27 protein-coding genes are annotated in these 26,496 nt (G+C 55.1%); 13 read left to right on the top strand and 14 right to left on the bottom strand.

What is annotated here, in order from left to right:
- The first annotated feature begins 67 nt into the window (after nucleotides 1-67).
- Complete coding sequence (locus H7F20_RS11350; RefSeq protein ID WP_185786298.1) at nucleotides 68-931, top strand: 3-keto-5-aminohexanoate cleavage protein; 864 nt, start codon at nucleotides 68-70, stop codon at nucleotides 929-931.
- Complete coding sequence (locus H7F20_RS11345; RefSeq protein WP_185786297.1) at nucleotides 928-1,587, top strand: GNAT family N-acetyltransferase; 660 nt, start codon at nucleotides 928-930, stop codon at nucleotides 1,585-1,587. The genes H7F20_RS11350 and H7F20_RS11345 overlap by 4 nt, the downstream gene beginning before the upstream one ends.
- On the opposite strand, the gene H7F20_RS11340 is transcribed toward H7F20_RS11345, so the two are convergent.
- Together H7F20_RS11340 and H7F20_RS11335 are read right to left on the bottom strand one after the other, a co-directional pair.
- Nucleotides 1,584-2,621, bottom strand: a complete 1,038-nt coding sequence (locus H7F20_RS11340) for a quinone-dependent dihydroorotate dehydrogenase (protein ID WP_185786296.1) — start codon at nucleotides 2,619-2,621, stop codon at nucleotides 1,584-1,586. The genes H7F20_RS11345 and H7F20_RS11340 overlap by 4 nt on opposite strands.
- A 77-nt stretch (nucleotides 2,622-2,698) precedes the next feature.
- On the bottom strand, nucleotides 2,699-3,136 hold the full coding sequence (locus tag H7F20_RS11335) for a hypothetical protein (RefSeq protein WP_185786295.1): 438 nt from the start codon (nucleotides 3,134-3,136) through the stop codon (nucleotides 2,699-2,701).
- Nucleotides 3,137-3,225: 89 nt separating this feature from the next.
- Here H7F20_RS11335 and pepT point away from each other — a divergent pair, with 89 nt between their 5' ends.
- From pepT to H7F20_RS11315, 4 genes are all read left to right on the top strand, one after another.
- On the top strand, nucleotides 3,226-4,479 hold the full coding sequence (gene pepT, locus H7F20_RS11330) for a peptidase T (protein ID WP_185786294.1): 1,254 nt from the start codon (nucleotides 3,226-3,228) through the stop codon (nucleotides 4,477-4,479).
- On the top strand, nucleotides 4,458-5,054 hold the full coding sequence (locus tag H7F20_RS11325) for a YdeI family protein (RefSeq protein WP_185786293.1): 597 nt from the start codon (nucleotides 4,458-4,460) through the stop codon (nucleotides 5,052-5,054). The genes pepT and H7F20_RS11325 overlap by 22 nt, the downstream gene beginning before the upstream one ends.
- A gap of 86 nt (nucleotides 5,055-5,140) precedes the next feature.
- On the top strand, nucleotides 5,141-5,614 hold the full coding sequence (locus H7F20_RS11320; protein ID WP_185786292.1) for a hypothetical protein: 474 nt from the start codon (nucleotides 5,141-5,143) through the stop codon (nucleotides 5,612-5,614).
- Nucleotides 5,615-5,724: 110 nt separating this feature from the next.
- Nucleotides 5,725-7,560 (top strand): adenylate/guanylate cyclase domain-containing protein, encoded by a 1,836-nt coding sequence (locus tag H7F20_RS11315; RefSeq protein ID WP_221898767.1) that lies wholly within the window; start codon nucleotides 5,725-5,727, stop codon nucleotides 7,558-7,560.
- Nucleotides 7,561-7,563: 3 nt separating this feature from the next.
- Here H7F20_RS11315 and H7F20_RS11310 read toward each other — a convergent pair whose 3' ends face one another.
- From H7F20_RS11310 to nusB, 4 genes are all read right to left on the bottom strand, one after another.
- Nucleotides 7,564-8,907 (bottom strand): Gfo/Idh/MocA family protein, encoded by a 1,344-nt coding sequence (locus tag H7F20_RS11310; protein ID WP_185786290.1) that lies wholly within the window; start codon nucleotides 8,905-8,907, stop codon nucleotides 7,564-7,566.
- A 102-nt stretch (nucleotides 8,908-9,009) separates the two neighbouring features.
- Nucleotides 9,010-9,297, bottom strand: a complete 288-nt coding sequence (yajC, locus tag H7F20_RS11305) for a preprotein translocase subunit YajC (RefSeq protein WP_185786289.1) — start codon at nucleotides 9,295-9,297, stop codon at nucleotides 9,010-9,012.
- Between the two features lie 23 nt (nucleotides 9,298-9,320).
- Nucleotides 9,321-9,803: a DUF1573 domain-containing protein gene (locus tag H7F20_RS11300; RefSeq protein ID WP_185786288.1), complete on the bottom strand. Its 483-nt coding sequence runs from the start codon at nucleotides 9,801-9,803 to the stop codon at nucleotides 9,321-9,323.
- Nucleotides 9,804-9,852: 49 nt separating this feature from the next.
- Nucleotides 9,853-10,797 (bottom strand): transcription antitermination factor NusB, encoded by a 945-nt coding sequence (nusB, locus tag H7F20_RS11295; RefSeq protein ID WP_185786287.1) that lies wholly within the window; start codon nucleotides 10,795-10,797, stop codon nucleotides 9,853-9,855.
- 164 nt (nucleotides 10,798-10,961) lie between these two features.
- Between nusB and H7F20_RS11290 the strand changes: the two genes are divergently transcribed.
- From H7F20_RS11290 to H7F20_RS11280, 3 genes are all read left to right on the top strand, one after another.
- Nucleotides 10,962-12,716, top strand: coding sequence for an ABC transporter ATP-binding protein (locus H7F20_RS11290; RefSeq protein WP_185786286.1), 1,755 nt, complete (start codon nucleotides 10,962-10,964; stop codon nucleotides 12,714-12,716).
- Nucleotides 12,717-12,791: 75 nt separating this feature from the next.
- Nucleotides 12,792-13,163: a PUR family DNA/RNA-binding protein gene (locus tag H7F20_RS11285; protein WP_185786285.1), complete on the top strand. Its 372-nt coding sequence runs from the start codon at nucleotides 12,792-12,794 to the stop codon at nucleotides 13,161-13,163.
- Nucleotides 13,164-13,326: 163 nt separating this feature from the next.
- On the top strand, nucleotides 13,327-15,855 hold the full coding sequence (locus tag H7F20_RS11280) for a M14 family metallopeptidase (protein WP_185786284.1): 2,529 nt from the start codon (nucleotides 13,327-13,329) through the stop codon (nucleotides 15,853-15,855).
- A 44-nt stretch (nucleotides 15,856-15,899) separates the two neighbouring features.
- Here the strand turns inward: H7F20_RS11280 and H7F20_RS11275 are convergent, their stop codons facing one another.
- The 3 genes from H7F20_RS11275 to H7F20_RS11265 are packed head-to-tail and all read right to left on the bottom strand — an operon-like array spanning nucleotide 15,900 to nucleotide 18,178.
- Nucleotides 15,900-16,943: a 1-acyl-sn-glycerol-3-phosphate acyltransferase gene (locus H7F20_RS11275; protein WP_185786283.1), complete on the bottom strand. Its 1,044-nt coding sequence runs from the start codon at nucleotides 16,941-16,943 to the stop codon at nucleotides 15,900-15,902.
- Complete coding sequence (locus H7F20_RS11270) at nucleotides 16,940-17,857, bottom strand: bile acid:sodium symporter family protein (RefSeq protein WP_185786282.1); 918 nt, start codon at nucleotides 17,855-17,857, stop codon at nucleotides 16,940-16,942. The genes H7F20_RS11275 and H7F20_RS11270 overlap by 4 nt, the downstream gene beginning before the upstream one ends.
- A gap of 9 nt (nucleotides 17,858-17,866) precedes the next feature.
- Nucleotides 17,867-18,178: a phosphoribosylpyrophosphate synthetase gene (locus tag H7F20_RS11265; protein ID WP_185786281.1), complete on the bottom strand. Its 312-nt coding sequence runs from the start codon at nucleotides 18,176-18,178 to the stop codon at nucleotides 17,867-17,869.
- Nucleotides 18,179-18,295: 117 nt separating this feature from the next.
- Between H7F20_RS11265 and H7F20_RS11260 the strand changes: the two genes are divergently transcribed.
- Both H7F20_RS11260 and H7F20_RS11255 read left to right on the top strand, forming a co-directional pair.
- On the top strand, nucleotides 18,296-18,859 hold the full coding sequence (locus H7F20_RS11260) for a thioredoxin family protein (RefSeq protein WP_185786280.1): 564 nt from the start codon (nucleotides 18,296-18,298) through the stop codon (nucleotides 18,857-18,859).
- 6 nt (nucleotides 18,860-18,865) lie between these two features.
- A complete protein-coding gene (locus H7F20_RS11255) occupies nucleotides 18,866-19,429 on the top strand; it encodes a GNAT family N-acetyltransferase (RefSeq protein WP_185786279.1) in 564 nt (187 codons plus the stop codon).
- A gap of 7 nt (nucleotides 19,430-19,436) precedes the next feature.
- Here the strand turns inward: H7F20_RS11255 and H7F20_RS11250 are convergent, their stop codons facing one another.
- Nucleotides 19,437-19,979 carry a YfiT family bacillithiol transferase gene (locus tag H7F20_RS11250; RefSeq protein ID WP_185786278.1) on the bottom strand — a complete coding sequence of 181 codons (543 nt, stop codon included), beginning with the start codon at nucleotides 19,977-19,979 and terminating at the stop codon, nucleotides 19,437-19,439.
- A gap of 171 nt (nucleotides 19,980-20,150) precedes the next feature.
- Between H7F20_RS11250 and H7F20_RS11245 the strand changes: the two genes are divergently transcribed.
- Nucleotides 20,151-20,789 (top strand): peroxiredoxin, encoded by a 639-nt coding sequence (locus H7F20_RS11245; RefSeq protein ID WP_185786277.1) that lies wholly within the window; start codon nucleotides 20,151-20,153, stop codon nucleotides 20,787-20,789.
- 107 nt (nucleotides 20,790-20,896) lie between these two features.
- On the opposite strand, the gene H7F20_RS11240 is transcribed toward H7F20_RS11245, so the two are convergent.
- The 3 genes from H7F20_RS11240 to H7F20_RS11230 form a co-directional block, all read right to left on the bottom strand.
- A complete protein-coding gene (locus tag H7F20_RS11240; protein ID WP_185786276.1) occupies nucleotides 20,897-21,829 on the bottom strand; it encodes a peptidylprolyl isomerase in 933 nt (310 codons plus the stop codon).
- Between the two features lie 55 nt (nucleotides 21,830-21,884).
- Nucleotides 21,885-23,249, bottom strand: coding sequence for a M20/M25/M40 family metallo-hydrolase (locus tag H7F20_RS11235; protein ID WP_185787145.1), 1,365 nt, complete (start codon nucleotides 23,247-23,249; stop codon nucleotides 21,885-21,887).
- 106 nt (nucleotides 23,250-23,355) lie between these two features.
- Complete coding sequence (locus H7F20_RS11230; RefSeq protein ID WP_185786275.1) at nucleotides 23,356-24,249, bottom strand: PPK2 family polyphosphate kinase; 894 nt, start codon at nucleotides 24,247-24,249, stop codon at nucleotides 23,356-23,358.
- Nucleotides 24,250-24,435: 186 nt separating this feature from the next.
- Here H7F20_RS11230 and H7F20_RS11225 point away from each other — a divergent pair, with 186 nt between their 5' ends.
- Nucleotides 24,436-25,128 (top strand): hypothetical protein, encoded by a 693-nt coding sequence (locus H7F20_RS11225; RefSeq protein ID WP_185786274.1) that lies wholly within the window; start codon nucleotides 24,436-24,438, stop codon nucleotides 25,126-25,128.
- 21 nt (nucleotides 25,129-25,149) lie between these two features.
- On the opposite strand, the gene H7F20_RS11220 is transcribed toward H7F20_RS11225, so the two are convergent.
- Entirely contained in the window at nucleotides 25,150-26,313 is a 1,164-nt protein-coding gene (locus H7F20_RS11220) for a sigma-54 dependent transcriptional regulator (protein WP_185786273.1), read from the bottom strand.
- Between the last annotated feature and the right edge of the window lie 183 nt (nucleotides 26,314-26,496).

Raw genomic sequence — 26,496 nt, 5'->3', positions numbered from 1 at the left:
ATCCCGGGAATTCTACTATTTCAGAATCTTACCTTAAACTTACAGGAACTTACAGGTAAAAAGCCATATGCAATTCCCGCTCATCATCAATTTTACGCCCACGGGGATGATCCCCACCAAGGAAATGACGCCTCATGTTCCTGTGGGTATTTCGGAAATTGTCGAAGATGTACTCAAGGCATGGGAAATCGGCATTACCATGGTCCACCTGCATGCACGGGATGCAAAAACAGGGGAACCAACCTATAAGAAGGAGCTTTACGGAAAAATTATTGAGGGGATTCGCAAGTATGCGCCAGAACTGGTAATATGTGTCTCCCTGAGCGGCAGGAATTTCAAGGAACTCGCCCAAAGGGCTGATCCGCTTTTTCTCGATGGTGACCTGAAACCCGATATGGGAAGCCTGACACTGAGTTCACTGAACTTTAATCGCACGGCCAGCGTAAACTCTCCGCAGATGATACAGGATCTGGCCCGAACCATGAAGGAGCGGGGGATTGTCCCGGAGTTGGAAGCCTTCGACATCGGGATGATAAATTATGCCAAATACCTGGAGAAAAAGCAACTCATCGAACCTCCGTATTATTTCAACCTCTTGCTAGGCAACATTGCGTGCGCCCAGGCGAACTTAATGCAGGCCGGCCTGATGATCAGTGAATTACCTGAAGGTTCCTACTGGAGCCTTGCCGGCATCGGGGAAGCCCAGTTGAAAATGAATTCCATTTCCATCGCCATGGACGGAGGAGTCCGAATTGGTCTGGAAGACAATATCTGGTACGATGCTGGTCGGAGGAAACTAGCAACCAATTCAGAGTTGCTTGAGCGTATCCATACGCTGGCTGCAGCCAATGAAAGGAACTTGATGTCTGCTTCCGAATTCCGTAAAATTCTGAACCTTCAGGCAGGCAATGGAAAATACGGCCGGCAATGACCCTCTCTTCAAATACCTCCAAACGCAAGGAAGCAAGCCGTTACTATAAGGTGAAGCTGATCTGGTACAGGATGCGCCATGGGATGATCCTGTTCAGTATCCGCAACCTGTTGCTTCGGCTAAAAATTAACCTCAACCCGTATTGGATTGAAAGGGAAGGACTAAATTTCTGTTCGGAACCCACCCTGGGGCAAGCCCAGACACCCTACAGTGTAAAAAAACTGGAAAAGGGCCACCTTCACGAAATCTTCGGAAGCCTTAAATACAGTACAAAGGATCTAAAAGAGAATCCCAACTCACCCTATGATGCGCTTGGATTATTCCAAAACGATCAATTAGCCGCCTTCATGATGATCCGATTCAACCAATTCACACTGAATGGGAAGGTATTTAAATTAAAGCCTGGGGAGGCCTACCTAGAAAACATGTATACGTTTGAAAACTTCCGAGGTAAAAAACTGGCTCCTTACCTGCGCTATAAATGTTATGAGTATCTGGAGGAGCAGGGAGTAGCTGTCTGCTACAGTGTAACGGAATACCTCAATAATGCATCCCGCCGGTTCAAGACCAAACTCAACGTGAAGCACCAGGCACTTTACCTGCATGTCGATTTGTTTAAGAAATTCAAGCGGACCTACCTGCTCCGGAAATACTAGGCTTTTTCCAGCAGCCGCTTATTGATCCGCCGGACGAGCGCAGGGCCTTCGTATACGAACCCGGTCCAGATCTGGACGAGGCTGGCGCCGGCTTCCAGTTTTTCCAGGGCATCCTCCGCGGAGTGTATGCCGCCCACCCCGATTACCGGAAACTCCCCCCTTCCTTCCCGTACCAGGAACCGGATCACTTCGGTGGCCCGCTTACGGAGCGGGCGACCGCTGAGCCCCCCCGTTTCCTCCTGCATGTACATATCGGACTTCAGGCCTTCCCGGGAGATGGTGGTGTTGGTGGCAATCACTCCGTCGATGCCGGTTTCCCGTACAATATCGATGATATCCCTTAACTGGGCATCGGTGAGGTCCGGGGCGATTTTAAGCAACAGGGGCTTTTCCGCACACCCGTTTATTTGGGCGCACTTGGAATTTTCCCTCCGCATGACGCGCAGGAGTTCGGTGAGCGGCTTTTTTTCCTGTAATTCCCGCAAACCCGGGGTATTCGGGGAACTCACATTGACGACAAAATAGTCCACGTGCGGAAACAGGGCTTCAAAACAGATCATGTAATCCTTGACCGCCTCCTGGTTAGGGGTTGCCTTGTTTTTGCCGATGTTCCCGCCAATCAGTACGCGTTTCGGGCCGGCCAGGCGCTCAGCGGCCTGAAATACGCCGCGGTTGTTAAAGCCCATACGGTTGATGATTGCCTGATCGGCACGCAGCCGGAAAAGGCGTTTGGGGGGATTGCCGGCCTGCGCCTTGGGGGTCAGTGTCCCGATTTCGACAAAGCCGAAACCAAAGTTCGAGAGTTCGTTGAAGAGGAGCGCATCCTTGTCAAAGCCCGCGGCCAGGCCCACCGGATTGGGAAACTTCAGGCCAAAAACCTCCCGCTCCAACCGGGGGTCGCGCACACAATAGAGCCAGCGGAAAATCATTCCGAATCCCAACCTGTGCATCAGCCGGATGGCAGAAAAGGACAGGTGGTGTACCCGCTCGGGGTCGAAGAGGAACAATACGGGCCGAAGCAGGTATTTGTACATGCGGGGCGGGAATTTCGCCAAAATTACGAACTTCCATACCGCATTACCAAGGGAATTCCGGGAAAGTCTTCCTCTGGCTATTCCTGCCCCCCGGGCCTATTGCTCGTAGCTTCTTCCGGGGCCATGGGGGAACGGAAAACCTCCTGGCAGAGTTCCACGTAGGTCTGGTACTGCAATTCGTTGAATGTACCCAGCAACAACCGGTCATAGTGGAGGGAATTGGCGAGCATCACCTCTTTGATCTCCCGGTATTTGGCGCCGAGCACTTCCACTTCTTCGGTGGTACTCTGGGGTTGTGTCTGCAGCAGCTGTTTGGCCTTTGCCTGCAGCTCGGCATTCTTGGCCTCCAGTTCCTCCGTCCATAGACGCAGTTTCTCCTGCTGGGTCTCACTGAGCTGGAATACCAGGACGATCAGGTCGGTATCCTTTCCACCCACCCCCAGGGCGCATTCCTGGGCCGATGCCGGAAACATCCAGAAAATGAGGCACAAGGTTGTCAGAATTCTGTAGATCATCTTTCTTTGCATTCATCCCGGGAACCCGGCGGATCGCCTTTGTCCCGGGCTTGTTCCTAATACTAACTCCCATTTCAGACAAATAGTATATGTTATCGCCAACTGAACGCTTCCTGCGCTACGTCCGTATCGACACCCAGAGCAACCCGGATTCCAAATCGACCCCGAGCACTGAAAAGCAGTGGGAGCTGGCGCGGCGGCTGGTCCGTGAAATGGAGGAAATGGGCCTGAAAGATGTCCGGATTGACGAAAAGGCCTACATTACGGCCACCCTGCCGCCGACTGCTTCCGGGGATCTCCCCGTAATAGGATTCATCTCCCACTTTGATACCAGCCCGGATTTCAGCGGAACAGGCGTCAACCCCAGACTGGTGGAAAACTACGACGGGGGGGAAATCGTACTGAACCGGGAACAGGAGATTGTACTGTCGCCGGACTATTTCCCCGAACTGGGGAATTACCGGGGCCAGACCCTGATCGTCACGGATGGCACCACGCTGCTCGGGGCCGATGACAAGGCCGGGATTGCCGAAATCCTAACGGCCATGGAATACCTGTTGAAACATCCGGAAATTCCGCACGGGACCATTCGGATCGGCTTCACGCCGGACGAGGAAATCGGCCGGGGGGCCCACCATTTTGATGTGGAGGCATTCGGGGCCGAGTGGGCGTACACCGTGGACGGCAGCCAGGTAGGGGAACTGGAATACGAAAATTTCAATGCGGCAAAGGCCATCCTGACGGCACACGGAACCAGCGTACACCCGGGATATGCAAAGGACAAACTGGTCAATGCGATTACCGCACTCCAGGCAACGCTTATGAAATTACCCGGGAAGGAAGTGCCGGAAAAGACCAGCGGGCGGGAAGGATTTTTTCACCTGCACCATTTTGAGGGGCAGATCGAGGAAGCCCGGGCCGAACTGATTATCCGCGACCACGACCGCAGCAAGTTTGAGGCCCGGAAGGAACTGCTCAGGAAGTTGGCCCATGAGACCGGTCAGGAAAGGAAAACGCGGATCGATGTACAGATCGAGGACCAGTACTACAATATGAAGGAGCGGATCATGCCGGTGTTCCCGATCGTGGAAGTTGCCGAAGAGGCCATGCGCTTGGTGGGTGTGGCGCCCATCATCAAGCCGATCCGGGGCGGCACGGATGGTTCCCAATTGAGTTATATGGGACTCCCCTGCCCGAATATTTTTGCAGGGGGCCACAATTTCCACGGGAAATACGAATACATCCCGGTGGAGAGTATGGTAAAGGCGGTTGAAGTTATCGTAAAAATTTGCGAACTTACTGCTGCAAAACCGCCGGACCAATGGAAAAATCCGACCGCGTAGCCGCCTATTTCGAAAAAGAAGGCCCTTTCAAAGAGGGGATTGCGATCCTCCGGGACCTGGTTCGGGCTACCGGACTAAAGGAAACCTACAAATGGTGCTTTCCGGTATATACACTGGGCGGGGAGAACGTGGTAGGGGTAGTGGCCCATACGAATCACTTCGGCATCTGGTTCTTCAATGGGGTGTTCCTGTCGGATCCCCTGGGAGTGCTGGAAAATGCCCAGGAAGGCAAGACCAGGGCCATGCGGCACTGGAAATTCACGTCTTTGGACAATATGGATCGCCAGGGCATAACGGCCTATGTACAGGAAGCCATTGCCAATGCGCGGAAAGGGCTGAAACTCTCACCTGCAAAGTATACGAAAACGACCCTTCCTACAGAACTCAAAGTGTCCCTGGCCGCCAATGCCGCCACTAAAAAGGCATTTGAAGCCCTTCCTCCTTACAAGCAGCGGGATTACGCAGAATATATCGAAACTGCCAAAAAGGACGCTACACGAAAACGCAGGTTACAGAAAATTCTGCCAATGATTGAAAGGGGTATCGGACTCAACGATAAATACCGGAATTGCTGAATCCGTCAAATGCCAAAGCTGCTTGCAATTCCGAAGGTTTTTTGCCGTATCTTATTGGTCTTTAACCAAATAAACTTTGAACACCTATGAAATCATTACAATTCGCCCGCTTCCTGATACCGATTTTCCTCTTGATGCTGGCCCAACCCGCTTATTCACAGGGAACTACTCATGAGGTCGTCCTCTATGTAAACACAGGCGAAATACAGAATCCTAACGTCAACGACTATTGCAACTTTGGGCAGGATCCGGAGATTCCCAACGAGGAGTATACCATTACGACGAGCGTAGGGGATTTTGTAGTCTGGAGGGGTCAGTCTACCTCGAACCCCAACGACATGGTGGTAATCGAATCCATCAACCACGAAGGGGACAAGGGAGGAAGGGATATTTTCGGGCAAAACAGGCTGCCCGGTGAGAACGGCGTAGTAACAGGACGTGTCCTGAATGGTACCGAGAACGGAGTCCCCTATAAATACAAGTTGACGTTCCGCATCTTAAGCAACGGAGAAGAGCGCGGCGGGGTCTTTAACATCGATCCGAAAATTATTGTCCGATAGCCAAACCGGTGGCTGACCGGTTGCCTGATATGAAAGGCCGATTGCACACATATACCTCTCTTTTGCCGCAGGCGGGATTCCTGTGGGTTTTCCTGGCATTCATTGCATTCATGGCTGCGCCCTGTTATGGACAGGAAATCCGGGCCACGGACAGCCTGGAATCGGCTTTTATCTATGGGGATTTCCAACCGGCCGACAGCCTGGTAATCCTGGAGGAACTCTCATACGATATTGAAGATCCCGAAAAGAAAATCCTGTATGCCGATTGGCTGATCGAGGTAGCCAAAAGGCAGGACTCTGCGCTTTGGGAGATGAAGGGCCATCGCTTGCGCGGCAATGCACTTCGGATTTTGGGGGATTATTCCGAGGCGCTGGAGGAATATTTCCGATCCGCCGAACTAGCCATCGTACTGGATTCGGATGCTGACCTGGGAACGGCCTATCTCACCGTAGCGGACATCTATTCCCTCATGAAGAATACGCGGAATGCCCGGCGGTACTATACGCGGGCCATTGAAATCCTCCGAAACCCATCCGACCAGCAGGACTCGGTATACCTCGCCTCTGCCCTGTCCAATACGGGGGATGAATACTACAAGCAGGGGAAGCTGGATTCCGCCCTGATCCTGTTTGAAGAATCCGGACAGGTTTTCAAAGCCCTGGGATATGACCTCGGCATCGCTTACTACCTGGGTTCGGTCGGGATGGTTTACAGCGCCCAGGGCAAAAACGAGCAGGCCCTTTCCAAATTGATGGAATCCCTGGAAATCCTGGAGGCCGAAAACGACACCTATGGCATAGCTGCCTTCCTGCCCTTCGTCTCCCGGACCTACCTTAATACAGGAAACCTGGATGCCGCCCTTCAGTATGCAAAATCCAGCCTTGAGATAGGCCAGCAGTACAACCTGAAGGAACAGATCAGTGAAGCGAGCTTCCAGCTCGCCGAAATCCATGAAGCCCGGGGTAACCCATCAGAGGCGCTCTACCATTTTAAGAATTACACGATCTATAAAGACAGCATCAACAACCTGGGGCATGTGCAGCAAATGGCGCGAATCCGGAATGACTTTGAAATTGCACGCAAACAGAGCGAGGTGGACCTGCTGGAAAAGGAAGCCCTCATCCAGCAACTCAAGGAAAAACGCCAGAAGGCGGTCATCATTATCGGGATTGGTGTCCTGGTCGTCGCTTTTCTGGTAGCCTATGGCCTATACCGCCGCTATAATTATATCAAAACCACCAGCGCCATCATCGCCCGCGAGAAATCGCGTTCCGATGCGCTGCTCCGGAATATCCTCCCCGAGGGAACCGCTGAAGAGCTCAAGGAATACGGAAAAGTGAGGGCACAGCGCTTTGAATCGGTCAGCGTCCTTTTTGCGGATTTCGAGGGTTTTACCCGGCACTCCGAAAACATGAGCCCCGAGGATCTGGTGATGACGGTGGATTACTATTTCTCGGAATTCGACAAGATCACCGAACAATTCGGCCTTGAGAAGATCAAGACCATGGGGGATTGCTACATGTGCGCCGGGGGCCTGCCTTTTCCTTCGGAGGACCATGCCGTAAACATCGTACGGGCCGCCCTGGCATTCAAGGAATTTGTGGCAACGGTGAAACAGGGCCCTTCCCTGAAAATGGAGGGGTTCGACGTTCGGGTGGGCATCAATTCGGGCCCTGTGGTAGCCGGGGTGGTGGGTACCAAAAAGTTCGCCTACGACATCTGGGGGGATACGGTGAACATCGCCTCCCGCATGGAATCCTGCTCGCTTCCGGGCCGCATCAACCTTTCAGAAGAAACCTACCAGTTGGTCCGTGATCATTTTGATTGCGAATTCAGGGGGATGATCCACGTCAAGAATAAAGGGATGATGAAGATGTATTTCATCTCCGGGGACTCCGCGGCGGACCAACCGGCCAGTGTGGCCGAAAGTGCCCAGACCCTTTAAAGATCATTTCAATTCCCATCCATTGTGGTAGGTGGCCTGCATCAGGGCATTGGCCTCCGCATCTGTAAAGGCTGCCTGCAGGGCATCCCAGTGCAGCTTTTTCCCCGTCTTATAGGCGATGTTCCCCATATGCGAGACCCGGGCCGCATGATAACCCACCTCGATGGGGGCCTTCAGGATGCCTGAATCCCGGTTGCGGACCGCTTCCACAAAATTCTGGGTGTGCAGGTCCAGGCCACTGCCGGCTGCGGTGCGCAAGGGGATTGCTTCCATTTTGGGCTGGTCCGGAAGCTGCCTCCAGCTTTCGTGTCCCACTTCGGGGATTACTTCCCAACCGCCCCGGTCGAGCACCAGGGTGCCATTGTTCCCGATGAAGGCGATACCGTGGTTGCGTCCGTAGTTCCCGCCGTCAATTCCCGTGGCGTGTTCCCAGAGCAGGTTGAAACCTTCAAATTCGTAGACCGTCTGCAGCGTGTCCGGGGTTTCCGATGCGTCATCGGCATAGGCGAATTTACCCCCGGAGGCCAGCACCGATTTCGGGTCGGTGGCTTCCATGCCGTAAAGCGCGTAATCGATCAGGTGGACCCCCCAGTCGGTCATCAGCCCGCCCGCATAATCCCAGAACCAGCGGAAATTAAAATGGAACCGGTTCGGATTAAACGGGCGCATGGGGGCAGGCCCCAGCCACATATCGTAATCCACGCCCTCAGGTGCCGGGCCGTCCGGGAGGTTCGGCACCGGCTGCATCCAGCCCTGGTAGGCCCAGGCCTTAACGAGTCGCACCGGGCCCAGGGCCCCGGTCCGCAAAAAGGAAATGGCATCCACAAAATGGGGTTGGCTGCGCTGCCACTGTCCGATTTGCACCATCCGGCCACTGGAATTGACCGCCTGCAGCATCCGGTCGCATTCCTCAATAGAGTTCGCGATGGGTTTTTCGCAGTATACGTCCTTTCCGGCTTCCAGGGCATCCAGCAACTGCCGGCAATGCCAGTGGTCCGGCGTCCCGATGAGCACCACATCGATGTCCTTTTCCCCCAGTAGCTTCCGGTAATCCCCGTATCGCTTCGGTTTCGGGTGCCCGGCTTCGGTGAGCTGGGCGATGCGGCGGTCCAGGACCCCCTGGTCTACGTCGCAAAGGGCCGCCACTTCCACATCGGGCAACTTCAGGATGGAACTGAGGTCCGAAAAACCCATGCCGTTGCACCCGATCAAACCGACCCGGATACGGTCATTAGCCCCGAGGATACGGGAGCCCCGGCTCCAGAGTGGTGCCGGGATAGACAGAGCTGCGGCGGTGGCAGTAGCCCCCAGGGCCCCATTGCGGATAAATTTTCTGCGCGTTACCATGGTGTAAAGGTTTCGAATATGGAAACAAGGTACAGATTTGGCCGGGCATAAAAAAACGCCGGATAAACCGGCGTTTGAAAGTTGGAATTCGGAAGGTGTTCCCTACTCCTTGGCCTCGTTGGCCTTTTTGCTCATCTCCATGGAAATGGCCGAACGGTCAAATTTCATGCGGCCCGCCATGGTTTCGATTATGCAGGAAAAATCCTTGTCGTTCAGGTCCACGACCTTGCCGTACAATCCGCTTTTGGTAACGATCTTGTCGCCCTTTTTAAGGGCCTTGGCAAATTTCTTTTCGTCCTTCTGGCGTTTCATCTGCGGGCGGATCATAAAAAAATACGCCACTGCAAAAATCAGGATCATGGGCAAAAACTGCCCGATTTGGTCACTCATTCCGTTGTTGTTTTAACTGCTTGTTAGTTCTTGACCGGACCGACCGCAGCCGTTCCACCCGCCTTGGGGTTTACGAAGGCTTTGATGCGGAGCATCTCCTGGCCGGTGGCGGTATTCGCCATCACGGTGACCGTTTTGGTTACCTGCCCGCTGCCGCTCCCGTTGAAGCGAACCTTGATCTCGCCTTTCTCCCCCGGAGCGATCGGCTGGTTGATGGGGGCGTCCGGCGTGGTGCATCCGCAGCTGGCGGTCGTATTGGTAATAATCAGAGGGGCATTCCCGGTGTTGGTGAATACAAAGGAAGTCTCCTGGGGGGTACCCTGTTCAATGGTTCCGAAGTCGAATTCTTTGTTGTCGAAGGTGATGGCGGCCATGCTTTTGGAAGCCTCGTCCCGCTGGGCGGCAACTTCCACGTTCTCCGCATTGATCTTCTCCGAAGCTTTATCCTTGCATGAAGACAAGGCGGCTATTGCAAGCACACTTAGGAATACTGTCGCTTTTCTCATGATTATGCTATTTTTTAATTAATTAGATGCAAAAATAAGTATTATTTGATTACAACAGTCCGCGACCGGTTTTTTTAAGTTTCCCGGCCTCCCGGTAATCCCGGATGAGCTTGTCCAGGATGCCGTTGATAAAGATACTGCTCTTTGGGGTGGAGTATTCCTTGGCAATTTCCAGGTACTCGTTGATGGTGACCCGTTCCGGGATGGAGGGAAAATAAAGCAACTCGGCAATCCCCATCTTCAGCAGGATCCCGTCGATATCGGCAATGCGCTCCTTGTCCCAGTTTGGCGTCTTCCCCTCAATTTCCTGTTCCAGGTCTTCGTTCCTGAGCAGGGTTTTCCGCAGGAGTTCCATGGCGAATTCCATATCCTCCGAATTCTTGAGCAGGGGAGGCAGCAGGTAGGCGTCCGGGGTGCCTTCCTTCAATTTGGCCAGGCGCTTGACAATAAAGGTATTCACCAGGGGAATGTCGTCCACCCAGGTGATCCCCTCATCCTCCAGGAATTCGTAGATTTTTTCATTGGGTGCGATTATTTCCCGGAATACGGCAAGCACAAAGTCCCGGTCGGTTTCCCAGTCCGTGCTTCCACTGGCATAGTCCGCGTATTCCGGGCTTTCGGCGATCTGGCGGAAAACGATCTTTACGTATTCCTCATTGAGGTACCACTGCCGGAGTTTTCGCTTTTCGATGGCCGCTTTCAGGCCGCTGTGCTCCCCGAGGTACCGGAGGACGCTGTTCGCTGCCAGGGCTTCGGGGCCGGGGAGGCCGGAGGGGTCGTGCTTCAGGTATTTGGTCTGGCCTTTTTCATGGTGGGAAGCGGCCATCAGGTAGATCTCCCGCAACAGACCCAGCATCAGGATATATAATGTAAAGGTTTGCCCGATACTTAGTTTCAGGAATTTTTCCTGCTTCTCCAGGGAACCGTCGCGCGACAGGGTGATAGCGTAGATGCACTGCATGACTTTCACCCGGATTTGCCTTCTCGTTAGCATGTAAAGAACTTTGCTGAAATACTGGGGCAAAAATAGGAATTGCATCCGAGTTGCCACACACCCGGCCCCTATCTTATCATATTTATAACATCCGCATCCGGAGCAAACCGCTATCTTTGTCCGCAGGCTGCGGCAAATCCCCGCCCTGCCGGGACCAAGCGCTAATGAAAGAACTCAGGCACCTCAACAAGTATTTCAGGAAGTACTGGCTCAAATTATTCCTGGGCGTGATCATCACCATTATTGCGAGGGTTTTTCAACTGGTCATGCCCTCCTATGTCAAGAATATCGTGGAGGTGGTGGAGCAATACAATGCCGGGGAGATGGCCCTGGAGGCAGCGCGGTCCAACCTCCTCGAATACATCGCGATTATCTTTGGGGCAGCCCTGCTTTCCGGGTTTTTCACCTTCCTGATGCGGCAGACGATCATCAACGTCTCCCGCTACATTGAATACGACCTGAAAAATGAGGTGTTCGACCACTACCAGCGCCTGAACCTCAGTTTCTACAAAAGCAACCGGACCGGTGACCTGATGAACCGGATCAGCGAGGATGTGAGCCAGGTGCGCATGTATGCGGGTCCGGCAATCATGTACGGCATACAAACGCTCACCCTGTTTGCGTGCCTGATCCCGCTTATGTTTATCAAAGCCCCGACCATTGCCTTTTACGCCCTGGTCCCGCTGCCGGTGCTGTCTGTATTGATTTACTGGATCAGCCGGATAATCCACCAGCGCTCCACCCAGGTTCAGGCTTTCCTGTCTACCCTGTCGACGTTTGCCCAGGAGTCTTTTTCCGGTATTTCGGTCATCAAGGCCTATGCCATGGAGCCCCGTATCAACCAGGAAGCCGGGGCACTGGCACTGGAGGGAAAGGAGAAAAGCATGGACCTGGCCAAGGTCAACGCCTGGTTTTTCCCCCTGATGATCCTCCTGATCGGGGTGAGCAACATCTTTGTGATCTATGTGGGGGGGATGCAGTATTTCCGGGGTGAAATCAGTAGCCTCGGGACCATCCTGGAATTCATCATCTATGTGAACATGCTTACCTGGCCGGTTGCCATCGTCGGCTGGCTCACCTCCATCGTACAGCGGGCCGAGGCCTCCCAGAAAAGGATCAACGAATTCCTGGACCAGGAACCGGAAATCCGGGACCCGGGCACGCCTCCCGTCAAGATCCGGGGCAAAATAGAATTTGACGATGTGAGCTTTACCTATCCGGATACCGGGATCAGGGCGCTGAGCCACCTGTCATTTTCCATCAACCCCGGGGAAACCCTGACCATCCTGGGTAAAACCGGCTCCGGAAAATCCACGATTCTCGACCTGATTGCCCGCCTGTATGACGTGAGTGACGGGGTCATCCGCATAGACGATACCCCGATTGAGGAAATCAACCTGGATTCCCTGCGTTCGTCTATCGGGGCCGTGCCCCAGGATGCCTTCCTCTTTTCGGACACCATCGAGAACAACATTCGGTTTGGCGATGAAGGCGCCGGGGAAGAAGCGATCCGGGAAGCAGCCCGGCAGGCCGTGGTTGACAAAAATATCGAGGGCTTCGCAAAGGGATATCAGACCGTACTGGGCGAAAGGGGGATTACCCTGAGCGGGGGCCAGAAACAACGGGTGTCCATCGCCCGGGCACTTTTGAAGGACCCGGTTATCTACCTGTTCGACGATTGCCTCTCTGCCGTAGATACGGAAACCGAGGAGGCCATCCTGGCCAACCTTAAAAAAGCTTCGCAGGATAAAACGACCATAATCGTAAGCCATCGGATCTCTTCGGCCATCAATGCGGACAAAATCCTCGTCCTTGAGGACGGCCGCATCCTCCAGCAGGGGAAACACGAGGAATTGATGGCGGCAGAAGGCTATTACAAAGAGCTATATATCAACCAGCTATCCGGCAAAGAAAACTAGAAAAATGTTGCGCTATTAGCATTTTTTTCACATTTTTGGTGACTTTAACTAACCATTACCAAAGATTACCGAAAAATGAGCGAGAACGAATTAATGGATCAGGAAGAGATTAATTCCAAAGTTCTCCGGGCGGGCAGACGCACTTATTTCTTTGATGTACGCAGCACACGGGCCGGGGATTATTACCTGACGATTACCGAGAGTAAGAAATTCACCCACGATGACGGTTCGTTTCATTACAAAAAGCACAAAATTTACCTCTACAAGGAAGACTTTGAAGCCTTCCGCGACATTCTGGGGGAAATGACGGATTTCATTATCGATGAAAAGGGGGAGGAAGTGATATCCGAACGCCACCAGAAAAACTTCAATCCGGCGGACGCCTCCCAAAACGGCTCAACGGAGGGTACCGGGAAATTCGTCGATGTGGATTTCGACGATATCTGACCCTCTTAACACAATTATTTTCAGGCCCGTTCCGGGCCTTTTTTGTGGCCGTTTATCAGGCAATCCACCTGGCGGTTTGCAGCTGCGCAGGCAGCTGCGTATCTTTAGGGCCGGCTAATTCAAATGGGGGCCACCGCGGCCCCGCTTAAACCACAACTGCACAATGAAACAACTGGCAACCCTGATTACCGCCACCTTGCTGACCCTCTCCACTACCCTGGCCCAGGAAGTCCCGGGCCTGGATTATTACCTGCCTTCGAATATCAGCTACAACCCGGACATCCCCACACCGGAATCCGTGGTGGGCCACCAGGTGGGCGAATGGCATATCACCCATGACAAGCTGGTACAGTACATGCAGACGCTGGCCAGCGTGAGCGATCGCATCACCATTGAAGACCGCGGCAAAACTTATGAAGACCGCCCGTTGTTACTGCTCACCATAACCGCCCCGGAAAACCACAACCGCCTGGAGGAAATCCGCCGGCAGCACCTGGCCCTGACCGAAGCCGGGGCCGGATCCCTGGACCTCGACGCCATGCCCGTAGTGGTATACCAGGGGTTTTCGGTACACGGGAACGAACCCAGTGGGGCCAATGCGGGCCTGGCCTATGCGTATTACCTTGCGGCAGCGCAGGGACCGGAAATCGAGGACATGCTCCGCCATACGGTCATCCTGATGGATCCCAGCTTTAACCCGGATGGCCTGCAGCGGTTTGCCTATTGGGCCAATACGAACCGGAGCATGAACCTGAACCCTGACGAAAATGAGCGGGAATACCACGAAGTGTGGCCCGGGGGCCGCACCAACCACTACTGGTTCGACGTCAACAGGGACTGGCTGCCGGTACAACTCCCCGAAAGCCGTGCCCGGATTGAGACCTTCCATAACTGGAAGCCCAACATCCTGACGGACCACCACGAAATGGGCACCAATTCCACCTTCTTCTTCCAGCCGGGCGAACCCACCCGGGTACACCCCCTGACCCCGGACCGCAACCAGGAACTGACTGCGGAAATCGGCACCTACCATATCAAGGCGCTCAATGAAATAGGTTCCCTGTATTACTCGGAAGAGGATTACGACGACTATTATTACGGCAAGGGGTCTACCTTCCCGGATGTCAATGGCAGCATCGGCATTCTGTTTGAGCAGGCCAGCTCCAGGGGCCACATACAGGAGAGCGACAACGGCCTGCTCACCTTCCCCTTTACCATTCGCAATCAGTTTGTCACCGCCCTCTCCACCATCGAGGCGGCGCGGAACATGCGCACCAAACTGCTCGACTACCAGCGGGAATTCTATACCGCCATGCGCAATGAGCCCTCCCGGAACAGGGGCTTTGTATTCGGCGATTCCAAGGACGGTGCCAAAGCCCGGCACCTGGCAGAGATCCTGCGGCGGCACCGGATCGAGGTACGCCCGATCTCCGGCCAGCAGACGATCGGGGGCAAAACCTACACGGAAGGCCACGGCTACGTCGTCCCCCTTCAGCAACAAAACCCCCGGCTTATCCGGGCGATGTTCGAAACCCGCACCTCCTTTACGGACAGCCTGTTTTACGATATTTCCGCCTGGACCTTCCCCATGGCTTTCAACCTGGACTATTCAGAGGTCAGCAGCCTGCCTTCGTCCGGGGATCCGGTGGACCAGCTGCCGGCCCTGGGAGGCAGCGTCGACAAGCGCAGTGAGTATGCCTACCTCTTCGAGTGGCACGAATACTACACTCCAAAACTGCTCAACGCCCTCCTGAACAAAGGGCTCCGGGCCAAGGTAGCCCGGGAACCGTTCAGCCAGGACGGGCGGGATTACGACTACGGGACCATCATGGTGCCTGTTCAGAATCAGGATTTGGATCCCGGGGAGATCTACGAGCTCCTGCGGGAGGAGACGGCCGGAAGCGGTATTGCCGTGTACGGGACCCATACGGGACATACGGCAGGCATCGACCTGGGGAGCCGGGAATTCGAAGCCCTGAAGCCCCAAAAGGTCGCCATCCTGGTCGGTGACGGGATCCGCTCCTACGATGCCGGGGAAATCTGGCACCTGTTTGATACGCGCTACCAGATGAAGCTGACCAAAATCGACACGGACTACCTGAACCGGGCCGATCTGAGCAGCTATACCGACATCATCATCCCGAGTTCCTGGGGATCCGGGGCTGTCGATGAAAGCGCTGCCAAAAAGCTCAAGGAATGGGTCCGGGATGGGGGCACGCTGATCGGGTACCGGAATGTGGCCAATTGGTTTAACTCCAACGAATTCATGAAGCTGAATTTCCGGAAGGACAGTACCCTGGTAGCCAAAAACCTCCGGTTTGACCAGCGGGACGAGTTTTCAGGCGCCCAGGTTACCGGGGGTGCCATATTCGAAGCCCGGCTGGACCGGTCCCATCCGGTGAACTGGGGCTACAAGAACGACCGCCTCCCGCTGTTCCGGAATACCAACATTTACCTGGACCCTGAAAAAAACAGTTTTGACAACCCGATCCGCTATACGGAATCGCCCTTGCTGAGTGGGTATATCTCGGAAGAAAATGCCGCGTTGATTTCCGGAAGCGTCCCCTTTAAGGTCAACCGCATGGGCCAGGGCCGTGTAATCCTCTTTACGGACAACACGAATTTCCGGGCGTTCTGGTATGGGACGAACAAGTTGCTCATGAATGCCATCTTTTTCGGGCATGTCATGTAAGCAGGAGAAGGGTACCCTTGGAGGACAGGCAGGTTCATCCGTGGTCAGCGGTATTTTACATAGGCCAGGTTGAACAGGAACAGGCCTGCAAGAGACCAGTAGTACAGGGGGTCCGCACCGGAAATCCGGATAGCCAGCGCGATCAGTGCCAGGTAGACCGGAAACGCCAGCAAGGCGTAGAGGAAACGGAAGGTACTCATGAATTCCGGTTCCCAGACCTTGTTCCTCGCAATCCAACGCCATAATATCCAGGCCGGGAAATTAAGCAGGCGGACCGCTGACTCCCAGATGCGATAGCCGATTCCGCTCCTGCCCGGAATCCGGGGCATTCCGGAAAGGTCCCCACCCTGCAGGCCCTTATTGACCGGGCCGGGCTGCAGCCAATCCGGCGACCCCGATTCTAGGGTTGCAAGGGTTTCTTCATAATTGCGCTCCGGTGGAATATGGGTGGTCAGCTTCCTGAGGCGCCGGCTCACTGCTTTTTTCATTTCCCTGGGAACTTCGTTGGCATCCCCTGCCGACAGGAAGGGACGGGCCTGTATTGGGGCGTCAAAATAAAAGGCCACCCGATCCGGGAACCCGGCTGCCCGGTGGTAATTGATCCCAACAGGTAACAGCACCAAATCGGTTTCGGGATTTTGTCGGAGCGTATGGATCACAATCCGGGTGAACCCCTTGCTCAGGGGACGGACCTGCCTGCGCAGGTTATGGTTGGCCTCCGGGAACAGCAACAATTGCTCCCCCCGGCCCAGTAGGGAGGCGCAGCGGTCAAAAATTTCCTGGTTCCGGCTCAGGGTCTCCCGTCCGTCCCGTAGCCGGTAAATGGGAATCATCCGCAAGGCATCAAAAATCCAGCCCAGGACCCCGCCGCGGAACACATCGGAACGGGTCAGGAAATAAGGACGGCTACCACGTATATAAGCTGCGATCAACAATGGGTCCAGCAATGCATTCTGGTGGTTTGGAAGGAAAACGACCGGGCGGTCATCGGGTATTTGCTCCATACCGTGCATTCGGACTTCCTGGTAATAACAGAAAAATCCGAACCGGATCAGGGGTTTCAGCAGGGAATAGAAAAGTTTTTTCAAACCGTATGGTGTTTCTTTGTCCGGAGGGCGCCCCAATACCCCGCCAGCAAAAGGCCGGAAATCAAGTGCCAGATTCCCCAGCAGGCGGCCACCAGGGCCATGCCTCCCATCCCCCCAAAAAAAGTAAAAATCAGCAGGAGGCCCAAACCCGAATTCTGAATACCCGTTTCCAGAGTAAGTGTCCGGGTGTCGGCCTCAGGGACGCCGAATGCCCTCCCCGTCAGGTAACCGGTACACAACGCCAGCAGGTTGTGCAGCAGGACAATGCCGAAAACCCACCCGATTGCTTCGGCAAATACCTCCCGGTCTTTCCAGATGGCCAGGAGTACCAGCACGACAAAAAACATAAGGGACGCCACTTTGAAGAAAGGAGAAAGGGACGCTGCCAGGCGGGGTCTTATCCTCCTAAGACCCATACCTGCCAACAGGGGAATGGCCAGGATAAAGGCCACCAGGCGGACCATTTCGAAGGGATCGATGTGTACCTGCTGCAGTAAGCGACTTGCCGGGGCGTAATTCCCGCCCCAGAAGGCAAAATTCATGGGGGTCATTACCACTGCCAACAAGGTGGCGATGGCGGTCAGGCATACGGAAAGCTCCGTATTCCCCCGGGACAGGTGGGTCATAAAATTGGAGACGTTTCCGCCGGGACAGGCTGCCACAAGGATCATCCCCAAGGCAAAACTGGGCTGTGGCTGCAGCCACATGACCAATAGGAACGTCAGGAAGGGTAGGAGGAAAAATTGGCAACCGATTCCAGCCAGCAGGGACCTGGGGGATTTCAGGAGCGATCGGAACCCGGATAGCCGGATATCCAGGGCGATTCCGAACATCACCAGGGCCAGGGCAGTGTTCAGAACCCAGAGGCTTTCGCTGTCAAAGGCGATTTGAAGCTGATCGATGCGGGATTCCATCAATCGGTATCAGCGGACGATCCGTAGCTTTTGAACGATGTCCCTTGGGATATTCCCGGCGTATGCTCCATACGCATCCACCAACAGGCCTTTATGACCATCGGAGGTCTCGATGGCATACAGGATGGTATTGTCCCCCGGGTTGGTTTCCCCCTCGAAACGGTAAAAATGGTTGACGTCCAGCTCGGATGCCGGGTAAACGCAGGATTTCCGCTTGTTCTCCAGACCCGAATCACAGTAATTCAGGTTCTCGGTGTACCCCTGCTTTTGCAGGTCCTCGATGGCTTCTGAAAGGGTGTCGTATGCTTGTTTCTGCTTCACTTTGTACTGGATTAGGCGTTATGATTCCGCTGTGGGTCTCTTCCAAAGAAGATACTCAGTCTCCCGCTAAAAAACAAGTTATTTCATACCTTTACAAGTCCATAAAAAAGTTGAAAAATGGCACGTACTCCCAGTAATATGCTTCCCCTGGGCACCCGGGCTCCCGGATTCATCCTGCCGGACACGGTTTCCGGCGGCGACAGGGACCTGCAGGAACTACGCGGATCAAAGGGCACCCTGATCATGTTCATTTGCAACCATTGCCCGTTCGTCAAACATGTCAACAGCGAACTGGTCCGCCTCGCCGGGGATTACATGCCCAGGGGGGTTTCCTTTATCGCCGTTTCCAGCAATGATGTAGCCAACTATCCGGACGACAGCCCTGCCAAAATGAAGGAAACCGCACGGAGGGAAGGCTATCCGTTTCCCTACCTGTACGATGAAACCCAGGAGGTGGCACGGCAATACGACGCTGCCTGTACCCCGGATTTCTACCTTTTCAACGACAAACTTGAACTCGTTTACCGCGGACAACTCGACGATTCCCGCCCGGGCAATGGCATACCCGTAAGCGGGGAGGACCTGGAGGGTGCCATCCGCCTGCTGCTGAAAGGGGAGCCGATCCCCCCTGAGCAGAAGCCCAGCATTGGCTGTAATATTAAGTGGAAGGTGAATCCCTGACATCCGATGTCCCCCCTAAAATCGCACGGGAACGTGCCGCTCACCCCCGATGGCCTCCTCCTGGAACCCCTTGAACGGAAAACCCTCCCCGTTTTTCTCGAAGCCGGCCGCCGGGCATACACAGACCACTACTGCCACCTTTGGCCCGGGGGTGACCCCGAACCCTATCTGGGCCGCAACCTGGTCCCCGGGGTGGTCCTCGGGGAACTCGCAAACCCGGCCTACCGGCACTGGCTTGTTAAAACCGCTTCCGGGGTGGCAGGCATCTGCGTCATCAGCACGGATAAAGAATACCCCGGCTTCCACGAGGGAAAATCCCTCTTCATCGACAAGGTGTATCTGATCAGGGCGTTTACAGGACAGGGGATCGGGTCTGCCGTCCTGGGGGCGGTCCGGGAATTTGCGCGTCAATCGGCAAAATCGGGGGTCTGGCTCAAGGCCATGCAAAAGGGGCCGGCCTTGCGATTTTATCAAAAGGAAGGCTTCCGCATCCTCGGGGAATCGACCATCCCCTATCCCGAAGTGCTCCCCGCGCAAAAGCCGATGTGGACGATGGGGCAGGACCTCTGAGGGCCTCTCACCAGGAATTTCGCCGGATCAGGCTTTCAATATGGGCAAAATGGTGGTTGCCGTGCCAGGCATAGCGACCCACATTTTCTTCCAGGGTAGTGGGTATCCCAGTATCCGGGTGCACAAATGTGCGCTGCAGGTCCTTGCGATCCAGGCCCCTGAGCAGGTAAACCAGTTTGGCATGAACGGCTTGCAGATGGTCCAGGGAGGGACCGATGGGTGCGGTTCGGGAATCGAAAAGGGCCGCCCAGGCCTTTTCGTCATACGCCTTGATGGTCGGGGCATCTTCGGTAAGCCCCCACTTGAAGCGGATATAACTGTTGTGGTGGCTGTCGGCAAGGTGGTGGACGACCTGACGGACGGTCCAGCCTCCGGTGCGGTACGGGGTTTCCAGCTGGGCCTCGGTAAGGCGGGAGACCAGGTCCCGGAGTTTGGTCGGCAGCGCTTCGAGTTCTGCAATCCAATCCGAAAGTTGCCGGTCACTGATGGCGTCGTGGGTGGTGAAATGGCCGATCGGGTAACGCAGTGATTCCAGTTCCTGCTCTGTCATAGCTTCTTTGTTTGATCATTTATCCCCTGACTTGCCGTTTGGGTGGTCTGCCAGCCGGAAAACGCGTTTGAAATACTAAATTTAATAGAACTTTAACCCCTGTGCAAGGGTGGAAACACTATTAATCTACTAATTTTATAGGAGTAATAGTAATATAAAAACACCACCAAAATGGCAACACTCAGATTAGGAGATACCGCACCTGACTTTACGGCGGAAACCTCTATGGGAACCTTAAATTTTTACGATTATCTCGGCGACAGCTGGGGGATTCTCTTTTCCCACCCCGCAGATTTCACGCCGGTATGCACTACGGAACTCGGTACCGCTGCCAAATTCAAGGATGAATTCGACAAGCGGAACGTTAAAATGATCGCCCTGAGCGTGGACGGTGCCGAATCCCATAAAAAGTGGATCAAGGACATTAATGAAACCCAGCATACCACGGTGAATTTTCCGATTGTGGCGGACGAGGACCGCAAGGTTTCAGACCTCTATGACATGATACACCCCAAGGCCAACGATACGCTGACCGTCCGTTCGGTCTATGTCATCGGGCCGGACAAAACAATCAAGCTTACCCTTACCTACCCCGCATCCACCGGCCGGAATTTTTACGAATTGCTCCGGGTCATCGATTCCCTGCAGCTCACCGCATACCACAAGGTGGCCACGCCGGCCAACTGGGAACACGGACAGGAGGTGGTCGTTAGTCCCTCCATCCCCACGGAGGAAGCCAAAAAGATCTTTACCAAGGGGGTAAAGGAAGTAAAACCCTACCTGCGCCTGACGCCCGATCCCACGGCCTGACCGCAAGGAGTCCGGGACAAACATGCCAATCCCTAAAAAAGAAAAGGATGGCCCTCAACAGAGTACCTGATACTCCCCGGGGGCCATCCTTTGTTCTTTTGTCCTTTTCAGCGAATCGCCACGAGTTCCACATCAAAGAGCAGGGGTGCATCCGGTGGGATGACTCCCCCGGCGCCCCGGGAACCATAAGCGAGGCTGGCCGGTATCAGCAGGCGGGCCTTGTCGCCCACCCTCAGGAGCTGGATGCCTTCGTCCCAGCCCGGGATGACCTGCCCTTCGCCCAGAAGGAATTCGATGGGATCCCCCCGGCGGACGGAACTGTCGAAAACCGTCCCGTCCAAAAGGCTTCCCTCGTAATGAACAGCTACCCGGTCGCCCTTTTCCGGCCGCTGGCCCTTGCCGGATTCGAGCATTTTATACCTCAGCCCGCTTTCGGTGCTTTTAAAGCCTTCGGAGAATTTTTCCATTTGGGCCTCCATGGCTTCCCGGGCCTTGCGCTCCCGATCCGCTGCGGATTCCCGAAACGCCACAAAGGCGGCAGGCGCGTCCCAGCCCTTTGCCTTCTCTCCCACCCGGACAATCTCCAGTGACTCTATGCGATCCCCCTGGGCGATAGCATCCACCACCTCCTGCCCGGAAGCCACATGGCCAAAAACAGTATGCTTACCATCCAGCCAGGGGGTCGGGACATGGGTGATAAAAAACTGGCTGCCGTTGGTCCCCGGGCCTGCATTGGCCATAGATAACACGCCGGGTTGGTTGTGCTTGAGATCCGGGTGGAATTCGTCATCGAATTTATACCCCGGATCGCCGGTACCCGTTCCGGTCGGGCATCCGCCCTGAATCATGAAATCCGGGATCACCCGGTGGAATTTGAGCCCGTCGTAATACGGCTTGCCTTCGGGAGTTACTTTGTTGGGCTGGTTTCCTTCGGCCAGGGCCACGAAGTTGCCGACTGTACCAGGGGTTTTCTCATAGGTGAGCCTGACGAGGATTTCCCCCGCGCTCGTAGTAAATTTTGCGTAGATGCCTTCCTGCATGGGTATGTGGTTTTAGGCCGCAAAGATAAGGATTTCACCCCAGCAGGCCCCTGTTTTACCGGCCGCCTTCCCGGGCGGGCTGATCGGGCAGCCCATACCGGTCGTAGAGATAGACCAAAGAGGCCATGGTCGCCGCTCCAAGCTCCAGTTCGCGGCGGTTGATGGCATCGAAGGTGTCATTCTCGGCGTGGTGGTAGTCGAAATAGCGCTGGGAGTCCGGCCGGAGTCCGGCCAGTACCAGGCCCTGGGGTTTTAAAGGCCCGATGTCCGCCCCGCTTCCGCCCCGCGTAAAGTGGTGGACCAGGTAGGGTTCGAACAGCGGTTTCCATTCCATGATTTTTTCAAAGGCCTCGGGAGTACAGTCAAAGGAGAAACCCCTGGGGGTAAACCCACCTGAATCGCTCTCCAGGGCAAAAACATGCTCTTCCCCGCTGGTAAGGGCTTCCTGAGCGTATTTCGTGCCGCCGCGCATTCCGTTTTCCTCGTTCATAAAGAGGACCACCCGCAAGGTGCGCCGGGGCCGGTAGCCCGTGGTTTTCAAAAGGCGCAGGACTTCCATGCTCTGCACGCATCCAGCGCCGTCATCGTGGGAGCCATCCCCCAGGTCCCAGGAATCCAGGTGCCCCCCGACTACCATGATTTGTTCGGGATTCTCGCTGCCGCGGATCTCGCCGATTACATTGTAGGAAAGGACGTCCGCCATTTGCCGGCAGTTTTGCCGGAAATAGAATTTGATCTGCGGGTTGAGTTTCAGCGTGGTGCTGAGCAATTCAGCCCCATTCGTGCTGATGGCCGCAGCCGGGATATGCTGGGAAGCGGGAAGGTCGCCGTAGCTCATGGAACCGGTATGGGGAAAATCATCCAGCCGGAGGTTCATGGAACGGACGATGACCCCGACAGCACCCAATCGGGCGGCCGCCGCTGCGCCGCCATGGCGCTGGTCCACGCAACCCCCGTAGGCCTCGAAGGTATTGATCAGGGTGGCCTCCATCGGGCGGTTGAAAAATACGATCTTGCCGGCTACCTCCTCCCTGGGGAGTTCCTGCAATTCTGCGATACCCTGCACTTCGACCACCCCGGCCTTGATCCCTCCGACCGGCGTGGCCACCGAGCCGCCCAGGGCACAGACCGGGACATTGTTGGTATTGCCGGGTTCGCTTTCGATATAGGCGAACTCCGCGGTGCCCCGCACCCATTTGGGGACCATGACCGGTTGCAGCCATACCCGGTCCAGGCCGAGGCCTTCAAGCTCCTTTTTGGTGTATTCCACAGCCTGCTGAGCCTGTACGGACCCAGAGAGCCTCCCGCCAATCTGGTTGGACAGGTGGTTCAGCCATTCATACGACCTCCCCTGGCTCAGGGAGGTTTCGTAGATTTTGCGGATTACCTCGGCATCCTGCTCCTGGCCGTGGAGGCCCATACAGGCAAGAAGCAAACAGGCGACCTGTGGCAAGCGGGTTCTGAGCAAACGGATTTGAGGCAGTACGGTTTTAGAATTCGGAATCATCAGTGGGATCATGTTTATTTTAGGATTCGGGGGTGCCTTCTGCACGGAGTTGTTCCTTGTAGTACTCCAGTTGGGCCTGGACCTTTTCAGGCAGTTCGGGTTCCCGGATGTCATCGTATACGGTCAGTGTTTGCAGCAGGATGGAAGCGACGATCAGGCGCGCCTCCCGCTTGTCGTCAGAGGGGATTACGTACCAGGGCGCCTCCCGGGTATGCGTCCGGCGGATGGCATCCTGGTAGCATTCCTGGTACCGGTCCCAAAGTTTCCGCTCCTCCAGGTCACCGGGGGAGAACTTCCAGTTTTTCTCGCGGATCTTAAGGCGTCGCAGCAGCCTTTTACGCTGCTCTTCCCGGGAAAGGTTCAGGAAGAATTTGTAGATCAGTGTGCCGTTCTCTGCCAGTGTCTTTTCAAATGCATTGATTTGAGCGAACCGCCGGTCCCAGAAAGCCTGGTCGATATCTTCCAGGGAATTGATGCCGGGCAGCAGTTCGCCCAGGATGTACTCCGGGTGTACCCGGGTCACCAGGACATTTTCGTAGTGCGTCCGGTTAAATACACCGAACTTGCCCCGGGCAGGCAAAGCGATATAGTGCCTCCAGAGGTAGTCGTGCTTGCGCTCCAGTTCCGTGGGGACCTTAAAGCTGTGCACTACAACCCCCCGGGCGTTGAAATCCTTGAACACCTCCCGGATCAGGCTGTCCTTGCCGGCTGTGTCCATGCCCTGCAGGCAGAAAAGCACCGAATATTTTCCGTGGGCATACAGGGTATCCTGGAATTCCCCTAATTGTTTCCGCACATTGCTGAGCGATTTCTTCAGCTCTTTTTTTTCCGCCCCCAGATCCGCAAGCGTATTCCAGGAATCCAGGCTGAAGTCTTCACCGGCCAGGTAATCCCCGGCAATAATTTCCTTCATGCGGTTAAGATAGAATAATTGCAGGTCAGTGGCAATTCTTCCAAAAAATTGTGCCGTTCATCGGAACAGGTAGCCGTATACCGCCAACTCCGGCCCAATGGACGAAAAAAAAGGGATGGCCCCGGCTGCTGCGGTATCTTTACCCTACCCAAATCGCCGCCCCGGCGGCCCATTTAGACCTATGCTATGAAATTCAGGACATCCTACCTTGTCTTGGGCAGCCTCTGGCTGCTCGCCTTTAACACACCTTCTCCCGGATGTGTCGATGCCGGTTCCATGATCGGCTTTGTGGAAACCCACCTAAAGAATGCATTGGATGCAGAGGAAATCGCCCTGGCCCGCTATCATACCTACAAGGCCATCAATACCATGGAGAAATCCCGGCCGCAATTTGAAGACTGTGCCTGCGACTACGCCAAAAAGCACCTGAAGGAAAGCCTGGAAAACCTGAAGCTCGCCACCCGGGTGAGTTCGCTGGAAGGTACCCGCATCCTCCTCCGCCGTGCCCTGGATGGGGCGTTGGCCGGAGAAGAAGCCCTGGATCTCCATGACGAACTCCACGACAGCCCCTATGACAGCGATGTGCTGGCCATGAATTCAATGCAGAAAGGGCCTTCTGCCCCACTGCTGGCAGACCCTGACAATCAACGGCGCATCGAGGAGCAGATCGATGCCTCCCTCCAGGCATATAAGGCCTCACTGGCCGATGTGGTCAACGGCGTGCCCTGTTCGGAAGCCCTGGTGTTCGTGCAAAGGATCTATGACCATTGTGAAAGGCAATTGCTGCGGGAGGACCTGACCCAGGCCAAGCGGTACTACAACTACCGGACCAAGGAACTTACGGAAGAAGCACTGCGCCAATTGCAGGGCTGCCCGTAGTGCAGTCGCCCCGCCAAACCCCTATTTGCTAGCAAAGAGACGAACATCCTCTTCGCTTACCTCCTTGCCACCGAGGATGACAAGGCGTTCTACCACGTTCCGGAGTTCCCGGACGTTTCCGGTCCAGTCGTATTCCCTGAGCAGCTTCAGGGCCTTGTCCGAGAAGCGCTTGGGCGCTATGCCCTGCTCCTCCCCTATTTTCCTGGCAAAGTGCTCTATGAGCAGCGGTATATCATCCCGGCGCTCATTCAGGGAAGGGACCCGGATCAGGATGACGGCCAGGCGGTGATAGAGGTCTTCCCGGAACTTGCCATCTGCTATTTCCTTCTGCAGGTCCTTGTTGGTGGCGGCCACCACCCGTACATCCACCTTGATATCCTTGTCGGAGCCCACCCTGGACACCTTGCTTTCCTGCAAGGCCCGGAGCACCTTGGCTTGTGCCGACAAGCTCATATCCCCGATCTCATCCAGGAAGAGGGTCCCCTTGTTGGCAGTTTCAAACTTACCGGCCCGGTCTTTGACCGCCGAGGTAAAGGCACCCTTGACGTGGCCAAAAAGTTCGCTTTCGATCAGTTCGGAGGGGATGGCGGCACAGTTTACTTCTACAAAAGGCGCACCGGCCCTGGGGCTTTTCTGGTGGATCCAATGGGCTACGAGTTCCTTCCCGGTCCCGTTGGAACCGGTGATCAGGACCCGTGCGTCGGTCGGTGCCACCTTCTCGATCATTTCCTTGATGGCGTGGATTTCCCCGCTCTCCCCGATCATTTCGAAGTTTTTACTGACTTTCTTTTTGAGGATGCGGTTTTCCGCGACCAGTTCCTTGCGGTCCAGGGCATTGCGCACCGTGGTCAGCAACCGGTTCAGGTCAGGCGGCTTGGAGATGTAATCAAAAGCCCCCATGCGCATGGTCTGTACGGCCGTATCCAGGTCCCCGTGGCCGGAGATCATGATAAACGGGGTTTCCGGCTTGCTCTTGCGACCTGCCTCCAATACTTCCACCCCATCCATCCTGGGCATTTTGATATCGCACAAAACCAGATCGTAATCCGTTTTCCGGATCTTTTCGAGCCCCTGGGCACCGTTTTCGGCCTCTTCAACCTGGTAGGCCTCGTTTTCCTCTGTGAGGATTTTCACCAAAACGCGACGGATGGCGGCTTCGTCTTCAATTACGAGTATTCTGGACATGTATCGGGATTTGCTATCGGTTAGTGAACGCTCCTGCGCCCGGTTTCATTGTAAATATAGCGCGATAACCGGGGAACTTTGTTAAGGAAGGGCTAAAACCGCCCCATCCCCAGGGGCGGCTCCTTCGTTCTCATTCATGCCCTGCATTGTTGCTAGCCCGGGGTCCGATTCGGGCGGGGCATT

Source organism: Robiginitalea sp. SC105, assembly GCF_014243345.1.
In the GTDB taxonomy this organism is placed as follows: Bacteria; Bacteroidota; Bacteroidia; order Flavobacteriales; family Flavobacteriaceae; genus Robiginitalea.
This window is presented reverse-complemented; position numbering and strand designations above follow the sequence as displayed.

Bases quoted from the DNA above. Each gene is read 5' to 3' on its own strand.
- H7F20_RS11340 (WP_185786296.1), bottom strand. From the start codon at position 2,621: ATGTACAAATACCTGCTTCGGCCCGTATTGTTCCTCTTCGACCCCGAG.
- nusB (WP_185786287.1), bottom strand. From the start codon at position 10,797: ATGCTAACGAGAAGGCAAATCCGGGTGAAAGTCATGCAGTGCATCTAC.
- H7F20_RS11310 (WP_185786290.1), bottom strand. From the start codon at position 8,907: ATGGTAACGCGCAGAAAATTTATCCGCAATGGGGCCCTGGGGGCTACT.
- H7F20_RS11230 (WP_185786275.1), bottom strand. From the start codon at position 24,249: ATGAAGGAAATTATTGCCGGGGATTACCTGGCCGGTGAAGACTTCAGC.
- H7F20_RS11315 (WP_221898767.1), top strand. From the start codon at position 5,725: ATGGCTGCGCCCTGTTATGGACAGGAAATCCGGGCCACGGACAGCCTG.
- yajC (WP_185786289.1), bottom strand. From the start codon at position 9,297: ATGAGTGACCAAATCGGGCAGTTTTTGCCCATGATCCTGATTTTTGCA.
- H7F20_RS11285 (WP_185786285.1), top strand. From the start codon at position 12,792: ATGAGCGAGAACGAATTAATGGATCAGGAAGAGATTAATTCCAAAGTT.
- H7F20_RS11345 (WP_185786297.1), top strand. From the start codon at position 928: ATGACCCTCTCTTCAAATACCTCCAAACGCAAGGAAGCAAGCCGTTAC.
- H7F20_RS11320 (WP_185786292.1), top strand. From the start codon at position 5,141: ATGAAATCATTACAATTCGCCCGCTTCCTGATACCGATTTTCCTCTTG.
- H7F20_RS11260 (WP_185786280.1), top strand. From the start codon at position 18,296: ATGGCACGTACTCCCAGTAATATGCTTCCCCTGGGCACCCGGGCTCCC.
- H7F20_RS11235 (WP_185787145.1), bottom strand. From the start codon at position 23,249: ATGGGCCTCCACGGCCAGGAGCAGGATGCCGAGGTAATCCGCAAAATC.
- H7F20_RS11325 (WP_185786293.1), top strand. From the start codon at position 4,458: ATGGAAAAATCCGACCGCGTAGCCGCCTATTTCGAAAAAGAAGGCCCT.
- H7F20_RS11270 (WP_185786282.1), bottom strand. From the start codon at position 17,857: ATGGAATCCCGCATCGATCAGCTTCAAATCGCCTTTGACAGCGAAAGC.
- H7F20_RS11335 (WP_185786295.1), bottom strand. From the start codon at position 3,136: ATGATCTACAGAATTCTGACAACCTTGTGCCTCATTTTCTGGATGTTT.
- H7F20_RS11255 (WP_185786279.1), top strand. From the start codon at position 18,866: ATGTCCCCCCTAAAATCGCACGGGAACGTGCCGCTCACCCCCGATGGC.
- pepT (WP_185786294.1), top strand. From the start codon at position 3,226: ATGTTATCGCCAACTGAACGCTTCCTGCGCTACGTCCGTATCGACACC.
- H7F20_RS11240 (WP_185786276.1), bottom strand. From the start codon at position 21,829: ATGCAGGAAGGCATCTACGCAAAATTTACTACGAGCGCGGGGGAAATC.
- H7F20_RS11225 (WP_185786274.1), top strand. From the start codon at position 24,436: ATGAAATTCAGGACATCCTACCTTGTCTTGGGCAGCCTCTGGCTGCTC.
- H7F20_RS11220 (WP_185786273.1), bottom strand. From the start codon at position 26,313: ATGTCCAGAATACTCGTAATTGAAGACGAAGCCGCCATCCGTCGCGTT.
- H7F20_RS11300 (WP_185786288.1), bottom strand. From the start codon at position 9,803: ATGAGAAAAGCGACAGTATTCCTAAGTGTGCTTGCAATAGCCGCCTTG.
- H7F20_RS11290 (WP_185786286.1), top strand. From the start codon at position 10,962: ATGAAAGAACTCAGGCACCTCAACAAGTATTTCAGGAAGTACTGGCTC.
- H7F20_RS11245 (WP_185786277.1), top strand. From the start codon at position 20,151: ATGGCAACACTCAGATTAGGAGATACCGCACCTGACTTTACGGCGGAA.
- H7F20_RS11280 (WP_185786284.1), top strand. From the start codon at position 13,327: ATGAAACAACTGGCAACCCTGATTACCGCCACCTTGCTGACCCTCTCC.
- H7F20_RS11350 (WP_185786298.1), top strand. From the start codon at position 68: ATGCAATTCCCGCTCATCATCAATTTTACGCCCACGGGGATGATCCCC.
- H7F20_RS11250 (WP_185786278.1), bottom strand. From the start codon at position 19,979: ATGACAGAGCAGGAACTGGAATCACTGCGTTACCCGATCGGCCATTTC.